Origin of the sequence: Corynebacterium choanae, from assembly GCF_003813965.1 — a bacterium.
GTDB classification, from domain to species: domain Bacteria; phylum Actinomycetota; class Actinomycetes; order Mycobacteriales; family Mycobacteriaceae; genus Corynebacterium; species Corynebacterium choanae.
Window position 1 is genome coordinate 1,517,313 of record NZ_CP033896.1, and the last position, 24,944, is coordinate 1,542,256.

The window sequence follows — 24,944 nt, forward strand, 5'->3', positions numbered from 1 at the left end:
TGGGTTCCCTGATTTGCGCTATTCGCAACATGGAATTCCACCAAGTCAAAAGACCACGGAGGGATTCGTGCAAGGAACGCTTTTCCGTCTTCACGCACTAGTTGAAAAAAATTCTGAGCAACCCGCTCAAAGTTTTCGTTCTCGCGTGTCGATAGTGGAAGTCGTTTTGGAGCATCCTCCACCGTTTGTTCTTATCTGACTCTGACATCACTGCGTTGTTGATGTTGACACTTATGGTTGACGCGTTCACGTCTTCACGCCATCCCATGGTCACATCTGCAGGGAGTCTCGTCAGTCGTTGGCACACACAGTGGGGTGGGAATCGTCGTTCCACGTCAAGCATGGAACCGTGACTCTTCGCCGCTGGCGGGTGCCGACTTGAAGTTCAAAGCGGTGACACAGCCTGTTCGATTATGTATGGCGCTACCGAAGAGCACCGATATAAAACTCTAGATGGCGGCACCAAGATTGCAACAACTTCGTCACAAGCGACGCAGGAGTCAAGGTTAGTCTCGTGACTCACCACAGGTTCACACCTGCAACAATCTGACCCCAATCATATTGTGTGACCTTAGTCACAAATACCTTCATTTGTCTCCAAGGCTTGAAAATGTCACACGGTCACCGCAAATTTCGGCCGCAATATCTATCTTGTAGTCAAGCCAGCAATCTTGACGCTGCTCAATACCGGCTTTCACCCTGTTCGATCACTTGCCGCTGCCTTGAGAAGCAGCAGGGCAAGTATCGGCACCCTTGGCTGGCGACAAAATACTCGGCTCGCTAAGTGTGAGATGCATGCCCCTTCTCACCCCTTTTCAACCCCTCCCCTACCGGTGTGACGTGCGCAAATAGGTACCGCTTGCCATCCCCTACCCCACTTATGGCGCGACCAATGTTCACACCGGCACGAGCAAACCAACACGGGCACTCCATTGGACTGCCCACCTAACAACGGTGAAGTTTTGTGCGACTAGACGCAATCGATAGCAACCTAGCTACAGCGGGTCTCCATATTGGTAGATGGGCTCTATTGCTTGGTGTTGCAACAACCAAATTTTGCTCTCCCGGGTGCCGCTCACGCTTGTTCCCGCAGCCGATCTCACGGCGGTAGCATCCCGAAGTTTCTCACACCGCATGTCATTTCCGTGCGCAGAATTCGGTTCATACGCCGAGGAAAATAGTGCTTTGCCGAGTTCCTCTCTACTCATTACTGGTTGATTTTTGGATTACTTGGATAATTTGCGCCGAAAACCATCTTATTAAGTATGTATGTTAGGGTGCTGATGGATAGTGGAAAGCAAATTCAGTGTAATGGTTTTATTAGAACAAAATCGATAGGGGTTTATGTCATCAGGGTATTGAATACATCAAACTAGTTTTTTGCTGTGCAATCGTGTTGACATCTTTGCGGTTGTTGGTTTTCTGCATTACAACAGTTTTTAAGGATTTTGACATGTTTGGGTCGGCTACTATTTTGTGTAATAGCAATCCGTTTTGTGGGTCGCTTGCCACATTAGGACTGTCGTTTGCAAGGGTCGCGCTTGACCAAAGATGCTGCAATCTTTCGCATACGACCATCACCGAGATGTGACTCGACGGTCTACCGCGCCCCTGCCCTCCCCCTCAAGTGTTGTCGGCTGCCAATCGGTGAGTATCGACGTTCCATCGTGAGCTACTCGAGAGGTCGATTGCGCAAGTCTTGCAACCGCGCCACATACCCACGCCGGGGTAAAGACGTCACAGCATCCTCGTGGTCTATTTATGTCTTGCCTGACGCCGATAGCAGGTTGGTAATCTTGGGTACACACAACAATGCCGAGCAGTCCTCAAAGTTGGACACTGCTCGGCTTTTCTGGGGGTCCTATGAGTGAGTGTGGCTGACAGCTATGAAGTGATAGCGGACTCTGCCCGCACACGGGCGACTGTTGCTTCGCGTCGCTGGAAGGTGGTGGCAAGAGTAATGACGAACGCCGTGACAATCACTGCAGCGGCCAACAGGCTGATGAGTTGCCAGCTAGTGGTGTGGCCGTGTACTTGGTCGACGAAAACCCGTGCTGACCCGACATAGTCCGGGTTGCCGAGCAGATCGAATTGGTTTGCCTCAATCGCTGCTCGGGAGAAGTTTTCACTCACAATGTCGCCGCCGGTAAGACTACGGGCGATCACCGTCGTGCAGTCGGTGTCGCGGAGGATCGTTTCCGCTATGTCCCGATGGTCTGCGATGAAGGACGGTGCAGGTTCGACCTGAACAAGGCAAAGGTTGCCGAAGTCAGTATTTTGAGCATATTCCACCAGTTCACGGCTGTCGGTGATCAGTCCAGGATATTGCTCTCCGATCGATCCGAGCGCAACACCGTCATCGGCGAGATCCCGCTCAATGGCGGCGATATCAATATCTGCTGGAACCATAGTGTTTGCTTTCCAAGGATGTTGAACTCGATCAGGGGGATGTTGCGTGACGATGTCGCGGGCTGCTGGTGCAAGCAAGCGGTTGCTCAATGCTGGCCTTGACAACGCGTCCTTGGGTAAGTGTAATCGGTTGGCTCATGATCCCTATAGATTGCCCCCTTGGGATGTACCTTGAGTGGGCAAGCTAGCCTCGGTCTGCAACGGGAAAATGTTTCTGATATCCGAGTGGCGCCGGCTGAGGATGGGTGCTGGCAGCGGGAACATCCTGGTATGACTCCCCCATCGCTGCCGAACCACTTCAGCCATGTTCCATAGTCCAGCGACGCTGCACTCGATGGCTTCCCTTGTCCGCCCTCTTTTCGTCACAGTAGCAAAAGTTTTGGATTTGTTGTTCACGAGGTGAGGTGCGCAAAATTCGGCAATGATGCTGCTTAGCGCGGGACTCATACAGACCCAACTCGCCTGCAATGAAGAATGCTGCGACCTTACCGCAGGTAGATCACTGTGTGGTCGCGTTGTGTCGTGGCTTTTGCTGCAGCGTTTGCATTTCCGACCGGATATCAAGCGGAAGGGAAAAGACCTTGCACTACCAGCGAACCCAGCTCGCGGTTAGATGGATCAGTTCAACAGGAGCCTCGGGCGTGCCGCAGCTGTTGTTCGTGTCAGGTTGTGCACACTCACACTCCTTCATCTGAGGGCATATCCCGTGGCACATTCTGCTTCGCCGGCTGGCCGGCCTGGGGGCAACGCAGACCGCGTTTTGCCAGCTTTATCGTCCGCTCACCCGGTGTTTCCCGCTGTCCGGGGGTAGTCAGAAGGACGTTTTTAGGGCATGTCTCCAACAGAACGCTCGTACTGTTACAATAATCGGAAGAGTACGCGACCAACATTTGGTCGCTCGCCACAATCGCAGAATTTTTCTGGACACCGTAGATAGGCACTCACTGTTGCTACGTTGTTGTCCACCTGATGTGGAGCACACGATTGTCTCCTGATGGCGTTCGACGGCAGCCCTCGTTTCCTGCCGCGAAACAGCTGTGCAGACGCTCGTTGACTACTACTACAAGGTAGGAAACAACCAATGCAGCAAAGGTGCTTGCGAAAAGGCTGGAGCAGTATGCTCCATGGTCGAATGGTTAGCGTCAGCATGCCGCCCTGATGGGTGACAGGTGATTGCTAGCTGGTAGATCCCGCTTCGGTGGGTTGGCGAGACACTTGATCTGTTTTACGAGTAAACGAAGAACTGGAGCTTACGTGACTGAATCGAAGAACTCCTTCAATGCGAAAAGCCAGCTGAAGGTCGGCGAGAAGTCCTATGACTATTTCGCTTTGTCGGCTGTGCCTGGCATGGAGAAACTGCCCTACTCGCTGAAGGTGCTCGGTGAAAATCTGCTGCGTACCGAAGATGGTGCGAACATCACCCGCGAGCACATCGAAGCGATCGCAGGTTGGGATCCGAGCGCTGAGCCGTCGGTGGAGATTCAGTTCACTCCGGCTCGTGTGCTCATGCAGGACTTCACCGGTGTTCCTTGCGTGGTTGACCTCGCGACCATGCGTGAGGCTGTGTCTGCCCTCGGCGGCAACCCGGAAGATGTCAATCCGCTCAACCCTGCTGAAATGGTCATTGACCACTCGGTGATCGTTGAGGCGTTTGGCCACTCCGATTCCTTGGAGAAGAACGTTGCCATCGAATACCAGCGCAACGAAGAGCGCTACCAATTCCTCCGCTGGGGTTCGAAGGCTTTCTCGAACTTCCGCGTAGTGCCACCGGGAACCGGTATTGTGCACCAGGTCAACATTGAGAACCTCGCTCGTGTCGTATTCGACAACGAAGGTCTGGCCTACCCAGATACCTGTATCGGTACGGACTCCCACACCACCATGGAAAACGGTCTCGGTATTCTCGGCTGGGGCGTCGGTGGTATTGAGGCCGAAGCAGCTATGCTCGGCCAGCCGGTTTCCATGCTCATCCCGCGCGTCGTTGGTTTCAAACTCACCGGCTCCATCCCGGCTGGCGTGACCGCCACCGACGTGGTGCTCACCATCACCGAAATGCTCCGCGAGCATGGTGTGGTGCAGAAGTTCGTGGAATTCTACGGCTCCGGTGTGAAGGAAGTGCCACTGGCCAACCGTGCCACCATCGGCAATATGAGCCCCGAATTCGGCTCCACCTGTGCCATGTTCCCCATCGACGAGCAGACCACCAAGTACCTGGAACTCACTGGTCGTTCCCAGGAACAGATTGCGCTCGTCGAAGCCTACGCGAAAGCACAAGGCATGTGGCTCGACGCCGACACCCCAGAGGCCGAATACTCCGAGTATCTCGAACTCGACCTGGGCGACGTTGTGCCATCGATCGCAGGTCCAAAGCGTCCGCAGGATCGGATTCTGCTTTCCGAATCGAAGCAGCAGTTCCGCAAGGATCTGCCAACCTACTGTGACGCACCGGTATGTGAAGATGATTCGCCGCAGGCCGTACGGATGGAAGCCGAAGGCGAAACCGATGTGGCTGACGAATCCTACGAAGCACACCAGTACAACGCCACCCGCGAAGGTCACGGCGAAACAGCTGCACTCACCCCGAAGGGTCGTGCTTCCACCCCGGTGACTGTCACCTCTCAAAACGGTGGCGAGTTCACCCTCGACCACGGCATGGTGGCGATTGCTTCAATCACCTCCTGTACCAACACCTCTAACCCATCGGTGATGGTTGGTGCCGGCCTGATTGCCCGCAACGCTGTCGCCAAGGGGCTTAAGTCCAAGCCATGGGTGAAGACCATTTGCGCCCCAGGTTCCCAGGTGGTTGACGGTTATTATCGTCGTGCCGACCTGTGGAAGGATCTGGAAGCACTCGGCTTCTACCTGTCCGGTTTTGGCTGCACCACCTGTATCGGTAACTCCGGTCCGCTGCCAGCGGAAGTTTCCCGTGCCATCAACGAGCACGATCTCACTGCAACAGCAGTGCTCTCCGGTAACCGCAACTTCGAAGGCCGCATCTCCCCCGATGTGAAGATGAACTATCTGGCCTCCCCGATCCTGGTGATCGCCTATGCGATTGCCGGCACCATGGACTTCGATTTTGAAACCCAGCCGCTGGGTCAGGATCAGGACGGCAACGATGTGTTCTTGAAGGACATCTGGCCTTCCACCGAACAGATCGAAGAAACCATCAACTCTTGCATCACCCGCGAGATGTACGAAGAAGACTACAAGGATGTCTTCAAGGGGGATGAAACCTGGCAGAACCTGCCCACCCCGGAGGGTTCCACCTTCGCCTGGGACGAGTCCTCAACCTACATCCGCAAGGCACCATACTTCGATGGCATGACCATGGATCCCGATCCGGTGGCAGACATCAAGGGTGCACGGGTGCTGTGTAAGCTCGGCGACTCGGTGACCACCGACCACATCTCGCCTGCTTCCTCCATCAAGCCGGGCACCCCTGCCGCCCAGTACTTGGATGCCAACGGTGTTTCCCCAGAGGATTACAACTCGCTGGGTTCGCGTCGTGGTAACCACGAAGTGATGATGCGCGGTACCTTCGCAAACATCCGCCTGCAGAACCAGCTCGTCGACGTGGCTGGCGGCTACACCTTGGACTTCACCAAGGAAGATGCCCCGCAGTCGTTCATTTTCGACGCTTGCGAAAACTACAAGGCCGCAGGCACTCCGCTAGTTGTCCTTGGTGGTAAGGAATACGGCACCGGATCCTCGCGTGACTGGGCTGCTAAGGGCACCCTGCTGCTCGGCGTGAAGGCAGTGATCGCCGAATCCTTCGAACGTATCCACCGTTCGAACCTGATCGGTATGGGTGTGATGCCGCTGCAGTTCCCTGCCGGCGAATCCCACGAGTCGCTCGGACTCACCGGCCATGAAACCTTCGATATCACCGGTATTGAAGAGCTCAACGACGGTGTTACTCCGAAGACGGTGAAGGTTGTGGCTCACAAGGAAGACGGTTCCACCGTCGAGTTCGATGCGGTTGTCCGGATCGACACCCCCGGTGAAGCTTCCTACTACCGCAACGGTGGCATTTTGCACTACGTGCTGCGGAACATGGCTCGCGGCTAACCGCCAGGTCATGAATTCCTCCTGACCGATTCTCCAGCTCCCGGTGCTGATGCAATATGCAGCGCCGGGATGGAGCGGGAACAGGTCATGGTTGCAGGAGGCAGTGATAACCACTGCCTCCTGCACGTAGTTAGGGGCACACCTGGGACTGAGCCAAGTGCTAGTGCAACACCAGGTTGGGAGTAGTGACAGCGCAAACCAAGGTGGCTTGCCGTATCACTTTTCCCGTTTGTCCTGTCTGCGTTGTTGGCAACTTAAGGCTCGCGGGTTATGACTGCCGCACACTACACCGCTGCCAGTATTGCCGTGCCGCGCACATGCTGTGCACAAGCAGTAGTTTCCCAACTGGATTCCGCTTGCTCATCCCCTCCCTTTACCGGTGGGATCGCCGGAGGTTTTTCCGGTCATTGTCCGGTGTACGAACAGCGTTGCTTACCCGCGGGTCATTGTTGAACAGACCCGCTATGACCGGCAGCACAACTGCGAGTGTGTTTTGCAATGGTGCTGCCGGTAATCACCAGCAGTAGTTGGCGGTGGTCTTTGCATCGTGGTTCCGACACACCAGGCACGGCTGCGCTGTTGCTCGCCGTAGTCTCCGGCATTGTCCTGCAGACACGAGTCGTTACCCACCCCACGCCCACCCCAGCAAGCACACTTCAGCCAAGGGACAAGGTTTTTTCACCCCACCACGCTTATGCCCAAAATCAGTGCCGATACCCTCTCCGCGCGCCGTCGGGAAATATTAGACGATGCGCGCCACTGCTTTGCCACCTACGGCTATGAAGGTGCAACCGTGCGACGGCTGGAAGCCGCGACAGGGAAGTCCCGCGGCGCGATCTTTCACCACTTTGGCGATAAAGAAACACTATTTCTTACCTTGGCGAAGCAAGACGCCCAACGCATGGCAGAAACCGTTGCCCGGCACGGTCTTGTCGAAGTTATGCGAGACATGTTGGCTGCACCTGAAGACTACGATTTTCTGCTCACCCGCCTCGAGATCACCCGGCTGATCAAAACAGACCCTTCGTTTGCTGCCCGGTGGAAAGAACATCAAGAAATCCTCGATCAGGCGATCAAGCAGCGCCTACAACAAGGTATTCACTATGGCTGGATGCGGGTTGACCTCGATGTTGATGCGTTACACACCTATCTTGAAGTATGTATGGACGGCATCATTGCCCGCCTAGCCAGCGGTGATGATCCCAACCAGCTGCAGCAAGTACTCGACCTGGTGGAATCAAGTTTGCGGCGTTCCCCGGGCGTAAAGCCGCCAAGCAGTCTACGATAAACAACGTATGTGTTGCGCCGGCGCTGTCAGACTCCTTCCGCGGTAGCGGCAGGCGGCTGGTGCCGGCACACGGTTGATGGTGTGTCCACACTGTTGCATCTCGTTTGTCTTACCTTGACTGCTGCGCCTTAGCAGCCAGTTTTGCCGCTAAGGCTCGCAAGATCCACCATCCCCTTCCCCCATCCGATGTCGAAGAAAAACGGTGAAGATTATGACGGCTCCCGCTATCGAACCGGTACACACCACGCGGCCTTTCCTCCTGCTATCGACCCGCGCCGAGGACGATATGACCGCTCAAGAATACGAGTCTTTCCTTCGCCTCACCGGTTTGACGCGTGACACCCTGGTAGGACACCGTGTCGAACAGCATCCCTTCGACCCGATTGACGTCAACAAATGGGCGGGCATCATCATCGGTGGCAGCCCCTACAACGCCACCGAACCGGTAAAATCTCGGCTCCAACAGGAAGTCGAACGCACCCTGCGCAACGTGGTGCTGGACTGTATCGAACAAGACTCTCCCCTATTTGGGGCATGCTACGGGGTGGGTACTATTGCCACGACCGCCGGCGGCACCGTCGATCGACGCTATGGGGAAGAAGCCGCATGTATCGAAGTGCATAAAACGGCCAACGGAAAAATGGATCCGCTGCTCTACGGAATCCCGGATACGTTTGCGACCCTCGTGGGGCACAAAGAAGCCTGCGCCCGGATGCCGCGAAACGCGACTCTGCTGGTGGAAGGGGAACGTTGCCCGATTCAGATGTTCCGATTGGGGGAAAATATTTATGTCACCCAATTCCATCCAGAACTTGAAGAAGCCACCTTCATCGCCCGGCTCGCAGCCTATCGCAACGATGGCTACTATCCGCCGGAAGAATATGAACGAATTGTGGCAACCCTCGACGGTAAGGATCTCACCTTCGCCCCGCGGATGCTGAATAACTTTGCCAAACGCTACGCAGACTAGCCGACACCATTCCAATAGATCTGCGGGGCAGGTGGACTGTGTTCCTGCAAAAACAGGACAGCTGCACAAACAATACCGCCGGCATATCGGCACAGGGCGCTGCAACCCCGCAGCGCCCCATCGCAGGTGACTCACCCCATATGTGTGCACACCCCAAGATGACAGACTGCGGCGTGTGATGATTGCTAGCAGGGCCTATTGTTTCATCCCTGCTCCCAATTCAACGTGCGTTGCTGTGTGCGGTAATCGATGGCAACGCATTCTTTGCAGCTCACCAACCTGTATCCACATCCGCTCGAAAGGCGAACGATAGCAGGTTCGGTGGCAGGCAGCACTCCCTAACCGGATATGCTGCTGCGTCGGGCTAATGCTGATGCTCCGCAGGGGTAAGCAGCGCCGTAAGATAACGACGGCGAATAGCCTCTTGCACCCGGGAAGATACCGGAGCAAACATCCGTGCCGGCGCCCAAGCGTGGCGGCTAAACGAGGCCACGCGACCGGTGACCAATCCTTCCCCATCCCGGGTTAACACAAGAGCTTGTTCGCCATTTTCCACATGCCCCGGCAAGGTGCCATAGACTAACGATATTTCCCGCTCAGTAATCGATGCGTCAATGATCGCGCAAGGTGCCCGCAGCGGGCCGATTTGAAAAGTGACCTGCTCATTAACCTGTGCACTACCGCTCGGCGCCTTCACTGTAACCCCGCATGCACGGTGCACTTCCCAGTGCATTAGGGCGCGCCCAAGTTCGGCGAACTCGGCATCATTACACAGCACAGTTTTAAACAAATTATGATGCTGCCACGATCGATCCACGAGCGTCCTGGCAGGTTGGCCTTGCGCAAGATGATACGACGCCCCGACATAGTGAATAGGATAGGTCAGCTCCGCAGACCACCGGCGAACGAGCTTGCGACCAGCCCCAGCAAGCTCATCGACTTCCTGCGGGCTATAGCTGCGCACTCCTTGCGCAGTGTGCACAGTCAATTGCCCATCGGCGCTGCGGTGGGCTGTAGCTGTCCCCAACCCGAGGATGACATCTTCACCGACGGGCAGCGTGATATCAGATGCAACTTCGTTTTCTGCAAGCTGACCAAGCCGCACCCGAAACGGGCCGACGAGACTCACCGCGACTGCACAGTCGTATGGCAACTCAGCGTGAGAAAATAAGTTCATCATGGATGTCAATTCTAACGCACTGGTGGGAAATTGTTGACTACCTTGCCGCGGAACAACGCTGTCGTCTCGGGCACGTTGCCAACCTGGAACCGCCAACCAATAGGCTTCGACACCTGCCAGCCCCGCCCCTTTTGCCCGGCCGGGACAGCGAACCGGGGCCATTGAGAGATAAGCCACAAGTCGGACAGGTGCCGGGGTTCACCGTGTTGTTTTTAATGGGTGAAAGTTAGGCCAATTCGACAATCTCCATATATTCGTCGCTCCACAAATCCTCGACCCCGTCCGGAAGCACAATCACCCGCTCCGGGTTGAGTGCGGTGACTGCCCCCGCATCGTGTGTCACCAGCACCACCGCCCCGGTGTAGGTGCGTAACGCCTGCAGCACCTGTTCACGGGAAACCGGATCAAGGTTATTTGTAGGTTCATCAAGCAGCAGCACATTCGCCCGCGAAGACACCAGCGCCGCTAATGCAAGTCGGGTTTTCTCGCCACCCGACAAGGTGCCGGCCGGCTGCTGAAGTTGGTCGCCGGAGAACATAAACGCACCAAGCAGGCCGCGCAAATCCTGTGCACCAGCGTCAGGGCAAGCAGCCACGGTGTTTTCCCATACTGTCGCAGCCGGATCGATAGTGTCATGTTCCTGGGCAAAATAGCCGATGCGCAGGCCGTGGCCGGTGACAATGCCACCCTCACCATCGGTTCGCTCCACCCCGGCAAGCAGTTTCAACAACGTGGTTTTGCCCGCGCCGTTAAATCCCAACACCACCACCCGTGAACCTTTATCAATCGCCAGATCAACACCGGCAAACACTTCCAATGAGCCATACATTTTCGTCAAACCAGTAGCCTGCAGCGGGGTTTTCCCGCAGGGCGCAGGTTCCGGAAATGTAATGTGGGCGACTTTATCGGCGCGGCGCACCTCATCGGTAGAGGCCACCAGTTTTTCAGCGCGAGCCAGCATCTGTTTCGCGGCGGCTGCTTTCGTAGCCTTTGCCCCCAATTTTGCAGCCTGTTTTGCCAATGCTGCAGCTTTTTTCTCAGCGTTCGCCCGTTCCCTGCGGCGCCGAGCCTCATCGGTGGCGCGTGCATCCAAATACTTTTGCCACGACATGTTGTACACATCGACTTCGCCCCGCACCGCGTCGAGATACCACACCTTATTGCACACGCTAGCCAGCAATTCGACATCGTGGGAGATCATCACCAGCCCGCCGTCATGCTTGCCCAAAAACTCTTGTAACCAACTCACCGAGTCGGCATCCAAATGGTTCGTTGGCTCATCCAGCAACAAGGTGGTGGCTGATTTGCCGGTGCCTTCCGTCGCGGCGAAAAGAATCTGTGCAAGCTCCACCCTTCGGCGCTGGCCACCAGACAACGTGTCCAGGGTTTGATCCAAAATACGGGCAGGAAGACCAAGCGAGTCACAGATCCGGGCAGCTTCACTGGCCGCCTCATAGCCACCTAAGGTGTGGTAGCGTTCCTCCAGCCGTGAATATTTCGCAATGGCGCGTTCGACTTTATGCGGATCGCTCGAGGTTTCCATAATCTCTTGCTGGCGATCCATCGAAGATTGGATTTGATCAAGTCCGCGTGCGGAAAGCACCCTATCCCGGGCGGTAATATCGATACGCCCTTCCCGAGAATCCTGCGGCAGATAGCCGACCGACCCAGAGCTGATAATTTTCCCACCGTAGGGTTTGGTTTCCCCGGAAAGAATCCGCATAGTAGTGGTTTTCCCGGCACCGTTACGGCCGACAAGCCCAATCCGATCACCTGGTTGAACACGCAGATGATCGCCGGAAAACTGGACGAGGGTTCGAGACCCTACCCGTACCTCTAGGTCGCTGGCTACAATCACATCGGGTAACTGTAGCAACCTTGTCCAAGTTTTCCGCTTTTCTCCCGCTGCACACCACCATCACTGCCATCTGAATATGGCTGCCATCACGCGGCGACTCGGGGAAGGTTCTTCCCGGTGTGTAGTCCCAAGCATGCTGCAACGATGTGGGTTGCTTCACACCGGCGGTGTGCCGCTTAAGCATCTGTGCCGAACCATCACTGGTGGCAAACTTCCGCCCCTGATCATCATCAGCCAGGTTGCGAAGCTCAACTTCACCACTGCCTACGGTGGTTGCATCACATAGCTGCAGTTTCCCTCTGTTTACCAGCAAATCAAGGAGGCCTCTTGCCAATCACCGATACGGTTCGCCACCGGCTACAGGCACTCCTTAAGCGGGCTACCCGCAACCAGCAAGCACTCCCGGGTCGGACAGCTTCCCTCAAGCGTGCACTGCACCGATTAGCAGCATCCCCTCTGGGCTGTGTCGACTATCCAGTCATTGTTCTCGGCGCGGGACCTGCTGGAAGTGCATTGCATGCGGCGCTGCGCCGCCGATCAATTGCTAGTCTGCTCATCGACCCTTACCCGGTGATGCGCAACACCTATGGTATCTTCGCCGACGAAATACCGTCCTGGCTGGATAAGCGTTGTATCGCTGCGGTGACCAAACCAGTAGTAGTGACCGCCGACGGCGATCGTTTTCCGTTGGGTCGCAAATATTGCCTGCTCGATAATGCTGCGCTTGCTTCCCAGTTGCAGGCGGGTGATCTGCTGGAACATCCAGCAACCATTGTGGACGCACACACTGTACAGGTCGGTGAACAGACTCTCCGTGCAGCATTGATTATTGATGCACGCGGCAACAGGTTGCACCCCATGGCGAATCAGCGGCGGGAACCGACCCTATCCGAAAGCAAGGCTGTAGAACAGGTGTATCAGCTCGCATCAGGGGTGCTCATTCCGCAGCATGTGCTCGACGAATCCGGGATCACCCCGCCGGCTGTGTGGATGGATTTCCAACCACCTCACGCCCACTCATTGCCCGATGATTGTTCACCAACCTTCGGCTATATCATGCCGCACCCAGCTGGCATTTTGGTGGAAGAAACCATACTTGCCACCGCCCAACCCCCAACACCGGAACTCTTCGACACACTCACCACGGCGGCGTGCGAGCGCGCCCGCCGCTATATTCCCACACTTGTTGCCGACCAACTTACCCCTGTTGAGCAGGTCTGTATTCCACTGCTCGCGCCAACCGGCACAGCTGTCGACGGAGCCATCCCCATCGGTGCGGCAGCCGGCTGGATCAACCCGGTCACCGGCTACAGTGTGGCAACAAGTTTTCGACTAGCTGATTTGTTCGCAGCTGCGATCGCCAACCCTACCGCAGATCAGCGCCGTCGACTCGTAGGCACCCTGCATCAACTTTCCGTTGATCGATGGCTACTCACAGCGGCAGTGCCAGTACTCCTTGCCCTCAACCGGCGCCAGCTCGATACGTTTTTACGCCCGGTGTTGTGCGCACCCCAACCCGTGCAGCGTGCATTTCTCACCCTTGGCGATCTATCTGGGACGCTCCGCGGCATGTGGCAGGTGTTCATCCGCCAGCCGCTGCCGCTGCAAGGTCTGATTTTGCGCCACATGGGGACGCGCCCCAACACCGGTGCTAATTCCCCACTCAACCAGCAGCAGTTATCTTAGAAATACAACCACTAGCGTGCAGACGCCTCCTACAGGGTCGTCAGCACTGCAGCCGGCAGACCCAATCTGTGGAACTTCGCTGGTTGAAATACGCCAAGGGCGCCGTTGAGCAGTGGTTGTTTTTCCACGCAACGGCGCCACAGTGCGATCAGGCAAATATTGAACCTGCCGACAGTCTTGTCCACCTGGAGGCTAAGGTGTACAACACCTACACCGAGAAACCTAAAGCCCGCAGCTGGTCGCGGCCATCCTCGGTAATCATGTGCGGCCCCCATGGTGGAGTCCACACCCACTGCAAGGTGAGCTTCGAACAACATCCGGACTCGACCACTGCTGCCCGTGCCTGCTCTTCCAACATGTCAGTGAGTGGGCAAGCAGGCGACGTCAACGTCATATTGACCACAGCTTCATCGCCGTTTTCAATCCAAATATCGTAGACCAGCCCCAAATCGACGACGTTGATCCCCAATTCGGGATCGATTACGTCAGTCATCAAGTTCTCAACCTCGCCAGCTTTTGCAACATCCTCCATAGACTGCTCCGCAGGGCGCTGTTTCTCCTCGAAGGCACCTTTATCGGCGGGCAGATCAGGATTATGTTCCAACACCGCATCATCGGCAGGTGGCTGTATATGTTCACTCATTTATCGTTGCTCCAACGTCTTTGCACTAGCTGCTTGAAAAGCTTTCCAACCCAACAGGGCACATTTCACCCGTGCGGGATATTTTGAGACTCCGCTAAACGCGATCCCGTCACCGATGAGATCCTCATCCCCTGCTTCCTTGCCGCGGGACAGCACCATCGACTCAAATCCGGCAAGTTTCTCCAAGGCGACCGAAAGCGGCTGGCCGATAACCTCTTCAGCCATCACCGAGGTTGCCGCCTGACTAATAGAGCAGCCAATCGCCTCATAGGAAACGTCAACCACCTTCGGTTCCGGATCATCGCTTAACACCACCCGCAACGTGAGTTCGTCACCACAGGATGTGTTCACATGATGCACCTCGGCATCGTAGGGTTCCCGCAAACCCGCATGCTGCGGATTGCGGTAGTGATCCAAGATCACTTCTTGATACATCTGCTCAAGTTTCATCAAGCTTCACTTTCAAGTGTTGCGGGTAGGACAGAATTGCTGGCTGCAAACTCGGCACAGGCCGGAGTATCGACACTCTGGAATTCAGCCGCCCCAGCAAGGCAGCCGCATCCGCGTGGAACTGCCGCAAGGATGCTGGCCGATACGCGACGGTGCTGTCGCTCACGTGGTGGTTTAGGGGAGGAAAAATTCTTGAGCACGACCCACCGCGGCGACCAGGCGATCAACTTCTTCAGTGGTGTTATACAGATACAGCGATGCACGAGCTGTTGATTGTGCGTCGAGACAGCGGTGTGCCGGCCAAGCACAGTGATGGCCCACCCGGATGCACACCCCCGCATCGTCGACGACCTGCCCCATATCGTGGGGGTGCACCCCGTCGAGCACGAAACTCACCGCTGAACCACGGTCGGTGACCGTATCTGGGCCAACAATGCGCAACCCATCAATGGTGCGCAGCTGAGTAAGGCAATAGTCGGTGAGCGCCTGCTCGTGAGCGTGAATACGATTCATGCCGATATGGGAAAGAAATTGGCAGGCGGCAGCTAACCCGATCACTTGTGTGTTCATTTGGGTGCCGGCCTCGAAACGCTGCGGCGGCTCAGTAAACGTAGTCCGATCAAGATGCACAGTTTCCACCATCGAGCCACCGGTAAACACCGGCGGCATCTGGTGGAGCACTTCCCGCCGCCCATACAGGGCGCCAACACCGGTAGGTCCACACATTTTGTGCCCGGAAAAGGCAGCGAAATCCACTCCCAGGGTGTGAAAATTTACCGGCATATGCGGCACCGACTGGCAGGCATCCAGCACAGTGAGCGCCCCAACGCTACGGGCACGTTCCACAACTTGCGCAACATCAGTGATGGCACCAGTAACATTGGACTGGTGGGTTACCGCAACAACCTTCACCGAATCGTCAAGATCCAGCGACTCCAAATCGATCCGCCCGTCAGCAGTTGCCGCAAACCACCGCAACGTGGCACCGGTGCGGCGACAGAGTTCCTGCCACGGCACCAGATTGGCATGATGCTCCAACGCTGAAACCACAACGGTGTCACCAGCAGTGACCTGAAACTCGCCGGCGCGATCATCACCCAACATGTAAGCGACCATGTTCAACGCATGCGTCGCCCCGGAGGTAAACACAAGCTCATCAAGGTCGGCACCCACAAAGCTCGCAATGATCTCGCGTGCCTGCTCGAAATCATCGGTTGCCAGCTCTGCAAGCTCATAGGCGCCGCGATGCACCGGGGCGAGGTGGTCAAACACGAAGGCTTGTTCCGCTTCCCACACTGCACGGGGACGTTGACTTGTCGCACCGGAATCCAGGTAAGCAAGCGGTTTTCCATCCCGAACGGTGCGCTGCAAAATCGGAAATTCCTTCCGAATATCTGCAAGCTCAGCTGGGCTCAATAATGCCGGGGATACCGTATTCATCGCAGAAAACCGTACAACCCTTCCCTCAATTGTTGGTGTGGTGGTTCACAACGTGTATTGGTGATAAACCGAGATTAGGCACCTTGACGCGGCCGAAAACCGGTAAGCAGTAAACAGCCATCACTGTGTGACCGGGGCAAACAGGGGCAATGTTTACCCAAATTTGGGCGGATATTTGGTACCGCTGCCCCCGTCTGCCAGGTGATGCTGAAGGTGACTTTGGCCTGCTTTACAGGAAGCGGTCGTAGCCGTTTGCTTCCAATTCGTCAGCCAGTTCCGGTCCGCCGGAGGTAACGATGCGACCGTCGGCGAAGACGTGCACATGGTCAGGCTTTACATAGTTCAAAATCCGCTTATAGTGCGTAATCAACAGCACACCGCCGTCATTGCGATCTCGGTAGGTATTAATCCCCTCAGAGACCACTCGCAGGGCATCGACGTCAAGCCCCGAATCGGTTTCGTCGAGCACCGCAAATTTCGGCTTCAACAGGCCAAGCTGCAAAATTTCGTGACGCTTCTTCTCACCGCCGGAGAATCCCTCGTTCACAGAGCGCTCGGCAAACGCTTTATCAATAGCGAGCTCTTCTTGGGCAGCACGTACTTCTTTCACCCATTCACGCAACTTCGGTGCATCGCCGCGCACCGCGGTTGCTGCTGAACGCAGGAAGTTCGCCATCGACACACCCGGGATTTCGACCGGATATTGCATAGCGAGGAACAGACCGGCGCGGGCACGCTCATCGACTTCCATGTCGAGAATATTTTCCCCGTCGAGGAGCACTTCCCCGTCGGTGACTTCATATTTTGGATGACCAGCCAACGTGTACGACAACGTCGATTTGCCGGAACCGTTTGGCCCCATGATGGCATGGGTTTCACCGGAGCGAATCGTCAGGTTGACACCTTTGAGGATTTGCTTCGGGGCGGCTGCATCATCAGTTGCGGCAACCTGGGCGCACAGGTTTTTGATTTCAAGGGTAGACATAAGGCAGGGTTCTTTTCTTCTCTGGTGCAGCACTGCTGGTACTTGGGCGGATTAATGCCCGCCGGGCTGTACGGTGTTGCTGCTGCAACCGTTGGATATAGCGATGGTTTCTAGTTTGTTCGGCGGCCAGGGTTGATAGTGTCTCCACGGACATCAGCCGAGCTTACGACAAGCCTTAGGCAGCCGAACAACGAGCCGTTACAGTGCAGTGTTGGCGAGCTCTTCGGCGATTTGGTCTTCGAGCTGGTCGCGCACATGCGCCACCGGAATACGCCCGATCACCTCAGAGAAGAAGCCACGCACAATAAGTTTGCGGGCTTGGTCTTGTGGGATACCGCGGCTGAGCAAATAAAACAGTTGCTCATCGTCGAAGCGGCCAACTGTGGCAGCATGCCCGGCGCCAGCAATTTCACCGGTTTCGATTTCCAGGTTTGGCACCGCATCTGCCCGGGCACCTTTTGTCAGCACCAGGTTACGGTTAGTTTCATAGGTGTCGGTGCCTTGCGCATTCGCCCGAATCAGCACATCGCCCACCCAGGCGGTGCGTGCTTCAGGTTTAGCGGAGGTTTCATCACCTTGCAGCGCCCCCTTGTACAGCACGTTCGAGCGGCAGTTCGGGACTGCGTGGTCAACCAAAAGTCGCTGCTCAAAATATTGGCCGTCGTCAGCAAAGTAGACTCCCAACAGTTCCGCGTCACCGCCGGGGGCAGTGAATTTCACCTGTGGGATCAGCCGGACGACGCTGCCGCCAAAGAGCGCAACATTGTGGCGCAGTACTGCGTCGCGACCCAGTTTTGCTCGCTGATTGCCGAGGTGAACAGCCTCATCACCCCAGTTTTCGTGCACCACCACAGTGAGGCGAGCATTGTCGCCGAGAACATATTCGTGGTTGTCGGCATGAATCCCGTCGCCCACGTAGCGGATGTTGACAAATGCGTCACAGCCCGATTGTGCAACGATGGCAAGCGCCGTAAAGGTGGTGTGCTCCATGCCGCAACCGGTCACAGTGATGGTAATCGGCTCATGTGATTGCACTGCGCCATCGATGTTGACAAGGGTGGCTTGTTGCATCGCCGACCAGGCTTGCGCCCCAACGCGGTCAACCGGCGCACCGGTTTGTCCAAGTCGTGGATCATCGGCGGCCACAGTTTCTACGGTCACCTGACCGGTGAGGGAATCGGGGATCGATACCTCCACGTTCGGATCGGTAGTTGCAGGGAAGCTCCCATCGTGCAGGCCATGAAGGCGACGCAGCGGAGTAAATCGCCATACTTCATCGCGGCCGCCCGGGACGGGGAAGTCAGCGACATCAAAGGAGGTGAAAATGTCGCCTTTATTGTTGTGGTAGGTGGCGTTTGTTGCCACTTGTTCTGCCATGGTGTCTCTCTTTTAACGTCGGATCGGATCGTGCGTTTTTCAGCGGCGTCAGCTACCTGCTTAAGCCGCTGTGTCCAGGGGTTAGCCGACCGAGCCTTCCATTTGTAGTTCGATGAGTCGGTTGAGCTCCAGGGCATATTCCATGGGCAGCTCTTTGGCGATTGGTTCAACGAATCCGCGGACGATCATCGCCATCGCTTCCTCTTCGGAGATACCACGGCTCATGAGATAAAACAGCTGATCTTCGCTGACTTGGGAGACTTTCGCCTCGTGCCCGAGTGACACATGGTCGTTGCGAATATCGTTGTAAGGGTAGGTGTCCGAGCGGGAAATATTGTCCACGAGCAGCGCGTCACATTCGACGTTCGAGGTGCAGTGGTGGGCGTCTTTGTTGATTTGCACCAGGCCACGGTAGGCGGCACGTCCGCCGGATCGTGCCACCGACTTGGAAACAATATTCGACGACGTATATGGCGCCATGTGCACCATTTTTGCGCCGGTGTCTTGGAACTGGCCTTCACCGGCGAAGGCGATAGACAGGACTTCACCGCGGGCATGCGGACCGGTCATCCACACGGCCGGATATTTCATGGAAACCTTCGAGCCGATATTGCCGTCGACCCACTCCATGGTGGCGCCTTCTTCACACTTGGTTCGTTTTGTCACCAGGTTGTAGACGTTATTCGACCAGTTTTGAATGGTGGTGTAGCGGCAGCGTCCACCCTTTTTCACGATGATTTCCACCACGGCAGAGTGCAGCGAGTCGGTTTTGTAGATTGGGGCGGTACAGCCTTCTACGTAGTGAACATAGGCGTCTTCCTCAACAATGATGAGGGTTCGCTCGAACTGCCCCATATTTTCGGTGTTGATCCGGAAGTAGGCTTGCAGTGGAATTTCGACGTGGACACCCTTCGGGACGTAGACGAAGGAACCACCCGACCACACTGCGGTATTAAGGGCAGCGAATTTGTTGTCGCCGGCCGGAATTACGGTACCGAAATATTCCTTGAAGAGATCTTCGTGCTCACGCAGGGCGGTATCGGTGTCGAGGAAGATGACGCCTTGGCTTTCCAGGTCTTCCCGAATCTTGTGATAGACCACCTCGGATTCGTATTGGGCTGCGACACCGGCGACGAGACGCTGTTTCTCAGCCTCTGGGATACCAAGCTTGTCGTAGGTGTTTTTGATGTCCTCTGGGAGTTCTTCCCAGCTGGTGGCTTGCTTCTCGGTGGACCGGACAAAGTATTTAATATTGTCAAAGTCAATATCGCTGAGATCTGCACCCCAGGTAGGCATCGGTTTCTTACCGAAAATATTAAGAGCCTTGAGGCGGTTGTTGAGCATCCACTCGGGTTCGTCTTTCAACCCGGAGATGTCGCGCACGACTGCCTCGCTCAGGCCGCGTTTGGCAGAAGCGCCAGCGGCATCAGGATCATGCCAACCGTAGCTGTAGCCTTGTGACATTGAGGCGATGATCTCGTCATCGGTTTGCGGTTTGGTAGCTGAGGCTTCCATGCTCTGCGTCATCCAACCGCTCCTTTCCTTACATTTCGCAGCGAACATTGCATGTTCACTGGGGGTGATAATCGTATTTGGGTGGTACGTAGTTGTTATGTGGTTGTCGCCGGCGGCAGTGGAATGTTGGTGGTGCACACCCCGTGTCCGTCAGCGATAGTAGCCAGCGGCTGAATGTGGGTGCCCAGGGTGGCGGCAATTACCTCGTGTTCGGTTTCGCAAAAAATTGGATACCGTTGGGCAATGCGCGCTATGGGACAGTGATGGTGACACAACTGAAGACCGTATCCGGCGTGTTGCACGGTGGCCGCGTAGCCGTTGTCGCTTAACGATGCTGCGACTTGTTCGGCAGCGGCCAGAAGGGTCTCCTGGGTGGGGTTTTCAGCGGTTACTGCTGGTGGCTGGGTTGCGCCGACGATGCGTTTTGCTCGGCGGAGTGCAAACAGGCGTAGCCCGGCTTCCCCAGCAAAGTCCAGTAACGCTTCGAGTGCTTCACTTGCCAGCTGGTCATAAGCGTGCCCAAAGTTGGCGCGGCCAACATCGGTGAGTCGAAATAGTGCCGGTGGACGTCCGCGTCCCTCGACCACGGTGGGGGTGACGGTTTCCACCAGACCATCCTGGATGAGTGCCGATAAATGGCGTCGTACCCCGGCGGTGGTGAGATGAAGTTGTTCGGCGATGGCAGCAGCAGTACTCCGGGGATGATTAAGCAGGGTGTGCATAATCTTTTCCCGCGTGTCCCCTTCCGGGGAGCAGCCGCTGGCAGCACGAGAAGATGACACGGTCACTGTGGCTCCTCTCTGTGCAGCCGGCTGGTCATATCACCAGCCTCTGCCTCGTCGGTTGCTCATCGCAAGGATCCAACTGTTATCTGCTACCGCTCACCTGTCGGCGGCATCCACCAAAAGCGGTGCTGTGGACAGGTAGGTGGCAGCGCCAACATCCCTTGCGTTGAATTACACAACACAAGTGTTGCGTAATTCATTCCACCATGTCCAGTAAGGGGCACCTAAGTGTCGTAACTTCCATCACGGCAAACCGGAAACGATCCAGATCACACCTACTTGTGATCTGCCACACAGCAAGCGGCGGGTTGTTGTTGAACCGTGACAGCAGCGCACTACACAGTTGGAGTGCAGCACCTGATTCATGGCAGCGATGATTCTCTAGGGGGAATTGCTGAGGGTGCGATTTCGCAAGGGCATCGCAGGGATTCCGATCCTGGCATTGTCTTGCGGCACGCAATGCCGGCGGTGACTGTGCTGCCGCCTCAATAACGACGCATACGGCGGCAGCGGCCAGGGTTCTGCCGGTTTTTCCTAGCACATGACTACAGTTACACAGTGTGAAGCGTGAACCTGGGGAATCTACCACCAATCGGGAAATTGCGGCCGTGCTCGAGGTATTGCCGCATTTGGGAACAGCCGGTACCCGGTCGGCACATCTGCACGTTGATTCCCGGGTCACCACTGCACTGCCTTCCGATCTTGCGTCCCGTCGCCGGATTCGTGCTCTGCGTCTCTTGGGCACCATTGGTTCTCTGCTCATTGGCTGCGGAGCACTCGGGGCAGGTGCACTACCAGTTACCAGCAACCCCTACCGGTCATATCCCTTCGGTTCTCTAGCCGCCGCAATGCTGCCCACTGCAACAGCGGTCGTACTCACCGGGGTCGGGTTACTAGTAATCGCCTGGGCACTACTAGCCCCCTGGTGCGGGGCAAGAATCTTGCCGAGCAGCCCGGCAGCTGCCCGAATGACTACCGGTGAAGTGGTGCGCACAGCTATCGCCTGGATGACGCCGATTGCGCTCACTGCCCCAATGTTCACCCAAGATATTTACTCGTATTTAGCGCAAGGAAAAATCACTGCGATTGGGCTCGACCCGTATAGTGGCGGGCCGGTCGATCTTCTCGGGGTCGCTGACAGCTTTGCCCGTTCAGTGCCCTATATTTGGTCACACTCCCCCAGCCCCTACGGGCCGGTTGCACTCGGAATCGCCGCCGCTATCTATCAGCTCACCGGCACCCACACCCTGCTTGCAGTGCTCGCCCACCGGGCAATTTCTGTGGCGGGCTGGGCACTTGCCGGCTGGGCTATCGCTCATCTTGCTAAACGCTGCGGGGTGGTTGTTCCCGCCGCACTCTGGCTTGCAATCCTCAACCCACTGACCCTGCTGCATCTCATCGGCGGTATTCACAACGAGTCCTATCAAATGGGGTTAGCACTTGCCGGAGTAGAAATCTCCCTCCGCGGCATCAGTCGCATCCAAGGCGTCTTTGGCCCTGCCGCTTATCGTCGCGGCTGGCTGCTTTTTATCGGCGGCGGGATACTCATCGTCGCCGCCGGACTGGTAAAAGTCACCGGCTTCGTCCCACTGGGATTTACCGGAATGGCTCTTGCTCGCAGCTTGGCTCGCCGTCGCAGCACAGTTCCCACCACAGCAGCCGCTGCTAGTAGCGATCCGACAAGTCCGACACTGCGCCACCACTGGCTGGCAGTACTGCAAGCCGTCACCACCCAACTTGCGGTGCTGGTCGGCGGCATTGCATGTTTTACCATCCTCACCGGTATTCCTCTTGGTTGGATCACCGGCCAAGGCGGTGCAGCCACTGTTCGCTCCTGGCTCTCCTTGACCACTGCAATCGGTGTGATCGCCGGCTGGGTGGGGCAACTTGCCGGACTCGGCGATCACACCGACCCGGCACTCACCGTCACCCGCACCGTCGGACTGCTCATCGCCGGCTGCTTCGTCGTCCGCATGCTCTATGCCACCTTCCGCGGTGCCATCCACCCAGTCGGCGCCTGGGGCGTGTCGATGATCGTCGTCGTCATTCTCTTCCCCGTCGTCCACCCCTGGTATGTGCTGTGGGCACTGCTGCCCCTTGCCGCCTGGGCAAACCGTCCTGCCTTTGTCGGTACCGCTGCCCTCTACTGCGCCATTGTCTCACTGATCGTGCTACCCCGCGGACTCTCCCTGCCCATCGGGGTGGTCGCCGCCAGCTATCTCACCGCCACCATTGCTTGGCTTGTCATCACCGCCTGCTATTGGCAGGTCTGCCGACTTCCCCGCCGCAATGCCCTACACTTAAACGCGTGAAAACGCCCCACTCGTTTGCTCCAACTACCCCGCACACCACCACAACCGCCGCGTTGACCGTGCAAAACGTAGTAAAAACCTTCGGCAACACCCGCGCCGTCGACGGCCTCAGCTTCGAAGTGCAGCCAGCTGAAGTGCTCGCCCTGCTCGGCCCAAACGGTGCCGGAAAAACCACCACCATCGAAATGTGTGAAGGGTTTGTCACCCCCACCTCTGGAACGATCAGCGTGCTCGGCTACAACCCGGTAACCGACCCGCAAGCAGTCCGCGACCGCATCGGCATTATGCTGCAAGGTGGCGGCGGCTACCCCGGGGTGAAAGTGAAAGAAATGCTCACCCTTGCCGCCTCCTACAGCGCCCATCCGCATGATGTGGACTGGCTGCTCGACGTCGTCGGACTCACCGAGTACGCCACCAGCTCCTATCGGCGGCTCTCCGGCGGTCAACAACAACGCCTCTCCCTCGCCCTTGCCCTCGTCGGTCGTCCCCAACTCGTATTTCTCGACGAACCAACTGCCGGCATGGACGCCCAGTCGCGCCGGGCTGTGTGGGAACTCATCACCGCCTTGAAAGCCGATGGGGTGACCGTGGTGCTCACCACCCATCTCATGGATGAAGCAGAAGCGTTAAGCGACAGGGTCATCATTGTCGATCGGGGTACTGTCGTTGCCCAAGGCACCCCCGCCGATCTCATGGCCGGCGACACCAGCACCACCGCAGTAACCTTCGCCGCAACGGAAGCAATAGACAAAACCCAGTTGCAAGCAGCACTGGCTGCCAGCCACCGGCTGGCACAAGCCGCCTCCACCCTCACCTTACCTACCCGCAACGAGGCGCAACTACTCTGCGATCCGCAGCCGGCAACACTGGCCGAACTTACCCAAATATTGGCTGACCTCGATATCCATCTACGGCAACTCAGTGTAGGACACCGCAATCTTGAAGCGGCCTTCCTCGACATCACCGGCCACGAAATACGGTAACCATCCGCGCCTCCACTTCCTCGTGCGCCTCGTACAGTTCACCGATTATCCCCCTCAAGGACATCACTGATAGCTATGACCGTGCCCTCTTCCACTCCTGCCAGCAGCCGCTTCGCGCCAGGCACTTTCACCCCGCAACCACAACGGGCATCCCTCCCGGCAATGGTGGCCGCCCAAGCGAAAATTGAATCGCTGCTGTTCCTGCGCCACGGCGAACAACAACTACTCTCTCTCATCATTCCACTGCTCCTGTTGATTTCGCTGACGCTCATCCCGATCGGCGGCACCACAGTCCACACCATTTTCCCGCTGACCTTAGCAATCTCGGCGATGAGCGCCGGATTCACCGGTCAAGCAATCGCCGTCGCCTTCGACCGTCGCTACGGGGCACTCAAACGCATCGGCGCCTCCGGGGTGCCTGCCTGGACAATCATCTGTGGCAAAGCAATCGGGGTATGGGCAGTCTCGGTAGTACAAACCATTATTTTGGGCACCACTGCACTTCTGCTGGGATGGCGGGCACCACTGGGTGCAATCCTCATCGGCCTGGTCGTGCTCGCAATTGGCGTAGCCACCTTCACCGCCCTTGGACTGCTCCTTGGTGGCACATTGTCAAGTGAGATAGTGCTGGCACTCGGCAACTTGCTGTGGTTCCTGCTAGCAGGCGCTGCCTCCTATGCGGTGATCCGCGCCACCACCACATTGCCGCTCATAACCCACCTTGTGCCATCTATCGCGCTAGCCGAATCCCTCACCGGGGCGCTAACTGGCAGCATCAACCTGCTTGATATTGCGATTCTTCTTGGATGGATGATCCTGGGCGGTATTGCTGCCGCAAAAACCTTCCGCTTCAACGACTAGCCCGCCCAGCAGACCTACCGGGGCAAGCTGGTACTCAATACCTGGAATCACCAGTCGGAAGCGAAAACAAAAAAGTTCCCGACAAAGTTGTGCAATATGGCACGTGTGGCTTTGCAGAAGTCCCCCGGTCT

General features: G+C 56.8%; 17 protein-coding genes. 7 read left to right on the forward strand and 10 right to left on the reverse strand.

Annotation, left to right across the window (positions count from 1 at the left end; genetic code table 11):
* Nucleotides 1-1,884: 1,884 nt before the first annotated feature.
* Nucleotides 1,885-2,409, reverse strand: coding sequence for an Rv1476 family membrane protein (locus CCHOA_RS05430; protein ID WP_123927905.1), 525 nt, complete (start codon nucleotides 2,407-2,409; stop codon nucleotides 1,885-1,887).
* A 1,254-nt stretch (nucleotides 2,410-3,663) separates the two neighbouring features.
* Between CCHOA_RS05430 and can the strand changes: the two genes are divergently transcribed.
* From can to CCHOA_RS05445, 3 genes are all read left to right on the forward strand, one after another.
* A complete protein-coding gene (can, locus tag CCHOA_RS05435) occupies nucleotides 3,664-6,480 on the forward strand; it encodes an aconitate hydratase (RefSeq protein WP_123927908.1) in 2,817 nt (938 codons plus the stop codon).
* Between the two features lie 694 nt (nucleotides 6,481-7,174).
* Nucleotides 7,175-7,768 carry a TetR/AcrR family transcriptional regulator gene (locus CCHOA_RS05440; RefSeq protein WP_123927910.1) on the forward strand — a complete coding sequence of 198 codons (594 nt, stop codon included), beginning with the start codon at nucleotides 7,175-7,177 and terminating at the stop codon, nucleotides 7,766-7,768.
* Nucleotides 7,769-7,979: 211 nt separating this feature from the next.
* Entirely contained in the window at nucleotides 7,980-8,738 is a 759-nt protein-coding gene (locus tag CCHOA_RS05445; protein ID WP_123927914.1) for a glutamine amidotransferase, read from the forward strand.
* 364 nt (nucleotides 8,739-9,102) lie between these two features.
* On the opposite strand, the gene CCHOA_RS05450 is transcribed toward CCHOA_RS05445, so the two are convergent.
* Together CCHOA_RS05450 and CCHOA_RS05455 are read right to left on the reverse strand one after the other, a co-directional pair.
* Nucleotides 9,103-9,918 carry a DUF1990 domain-containing protein gene (locus tag CCHOA_RS05450; protein WP_164472400.1) on the reverse strand — a complete coding sequence of 272 codons (816 nt, stop codon included), beginning with the start codon at nucleotides 9,916-9,918 and terminating at the stop codon, nucleotides 9,103-9,105.
* Nucleotides 9,919-10,144: 226 nt separating this feature from the next.
* A complete protein-coding gene (locus CCHOA_RS05455) occupies nucleotides 10,145-11,776 on the reverse strand; it encodes an ABC-F family ATP-binding cassette domain-containing protein (protein WP_123927919.1) in 1,632 nt (543 codons plus the stop codon).
* 327 nt (nucleotides 11,777-12,103) lie between these two features.
* On the opposite strand from CCHOA_RS05455, the gene CCHOA_RS05460 reads away from it, so the two are divergent.
* Complete coding sequence (locus tag CCHOA_RS05460) at nucleotides 12,104-13,462, forward strand: lycopene cyclase family protein (RefSeq protein ID WP_164472401.1); 1,359 nt, start codon at nucleotides 12,104-12,106, stop codon at nucleotides 13,460-13,462.
* Between the two features lie 208 nt (nucleotides 13,463-13,670).
* Here CCHOA_RS05460 and CCHOA_RS05465 read toward each other — a convergent pair whose 3' ends face one another.
* From CCHOA_RS05465 to CCHOA_RS05495, 7 genes are all read right to left on the reverse strand, one after another.
* Nucleotides 13,671-14,105, reverse strand: a complete 435-nt coding sequence (locus tag CCHOA_RS05465) for a metal-sulfur cluster assembly factor (RefSeq protein WP_123927924.1) — start codon at nucleotides 14,103-14,105, stop codon at nucleotides 13,671-13,673.
* Complete coding sequence (gene sufU / locus CCHOA_RS05470; RefSeq protein ID WP_123927926.1) at nucleotides 14,106-14,555, reverse strand: Fe-S cluster assembly sulfur transfer protein SufU; 450 nt, start codon at nucleotides 14,553-14,555, stop codon at nucleotides 14,106-14,108.
* A gap of 174 nt (nucleotides 14,556-14,729) precedes the next feature.
* Entirely contained in the window at nucleotides 14,730-15,995 is a 1,266-nt protein-coding gene (locus tag CCHOA_RS05475; RefSeq protein WP_123927928.1) for an aminotransferase class V-fold PLP-dependent enzyme, read from the reverse strand.
* Nucleotides 15,996-16,224: 229 nt separating this feature from the next.
* Nucleotides 16,225-16,980, reverse strand: a complete 756-nt coding sequence (gene sufC, locus CCHOA_RS05480) for a Fe-S cluster assembly ATPase SufC (protein WP_123927930.1) — start codon at nucleotides 16,978-16,980, stop codon at nucleotides 16,225-16,227.
* Between the two features lie 198 nt (nucleotides 16,981-17,178).
* Nucleotides 17,179-18,357, reverse strand: a complete 1,179-nt coding sequence (gene sufD / locus CCHOA_RS05485) for a Fe-S cluster assembly protein SufD (RefSeq protein WP_123927932.1) — start codon at nucleotides 18,355-18,357, stop codon at nucleotides 17,179-17,181.
* Between the two features lie 81 nt (nucleotides 18,358-18,438).
* The gene (sufB, locus tag CCHOA_RS05490; RefSeq protein WP_123927935.1) at nucleotides 18,439-19,884 is read right to left on the reverse strand and encodes a Fe-S cluster assembly protein SufB; all 1,446 of its coding nucleotides are present in this window, start codon (nucleotides 19,882-19,884) and stop codon (nucleotides 18,439-18,441) included.
* An 83-nt stretch (nucleotides 19,885-19,967) separates the two neighbouring features.
* Entirely contained in the window at nucleotides 19,968-20,654 is a 687-nt protein-coding gene (locus CCHOA_RS05495) for a helix-turn-helix transcriptional regulator (protein ID WP_245992078.1), read from the reverse strand.
* Between the two features lie 563 nt (nucleotides 20,655-21,217).
* On the opposite strand from CCHOA_RS05495, the gene mptB reads away from it, so the two are divergent.
* The 3 genes from mptB to CCHOA_RS05510 all read left to right on the forward strand — a co-directional run bounded on the left by mptB (nucleotide 21,218) and on the right by CCHOA_RS05510 (nucleotide 24,813).
* The gene (gene mptB / locus CCHOA_RS05500) at nucleotides 21,218-22,969 is read left to right on the forward strand and encodes a polyprenol phosphomannose-dependent alpha 1,6 mannosyltransferase MptB (RefSeq protein ID WP_123927938.1); all 1,752 of its coding nucleotides are present in this window, start codon (nucleotides 21,218-21,220) and stop codon (nucleotides 22,967-22,969) included.
* A complete protein-coding gene (locus CCHOA_RS05505) occupies nucleotides 22,966-23,952 on the forward strand; it encodes an ABC transporter ATP-binding protein (protein WP_245992079.1) in 987 nt (328 codons plus the stop codon). The genes mptB and CCHOA_RS05505 overlap by 4 nt, the downstream gene beginning before the upstream one ends.
* A gap of 75 nt (nucleotides 23,953-24,027) precedes the next feature.
* Nucleotides 24,028-24,813, forward strand: a complete 786-nt coding sequence (locus CCHOA_RS05510; protein WP_123927942.1) for an ABC transporter permease — start codon at nucleotides 24,028-24,030, stop codon at nucleotides 24,811-24,813.
* Nucleotides 24,814-24,944: the final 131 nt, after the last annotated feature.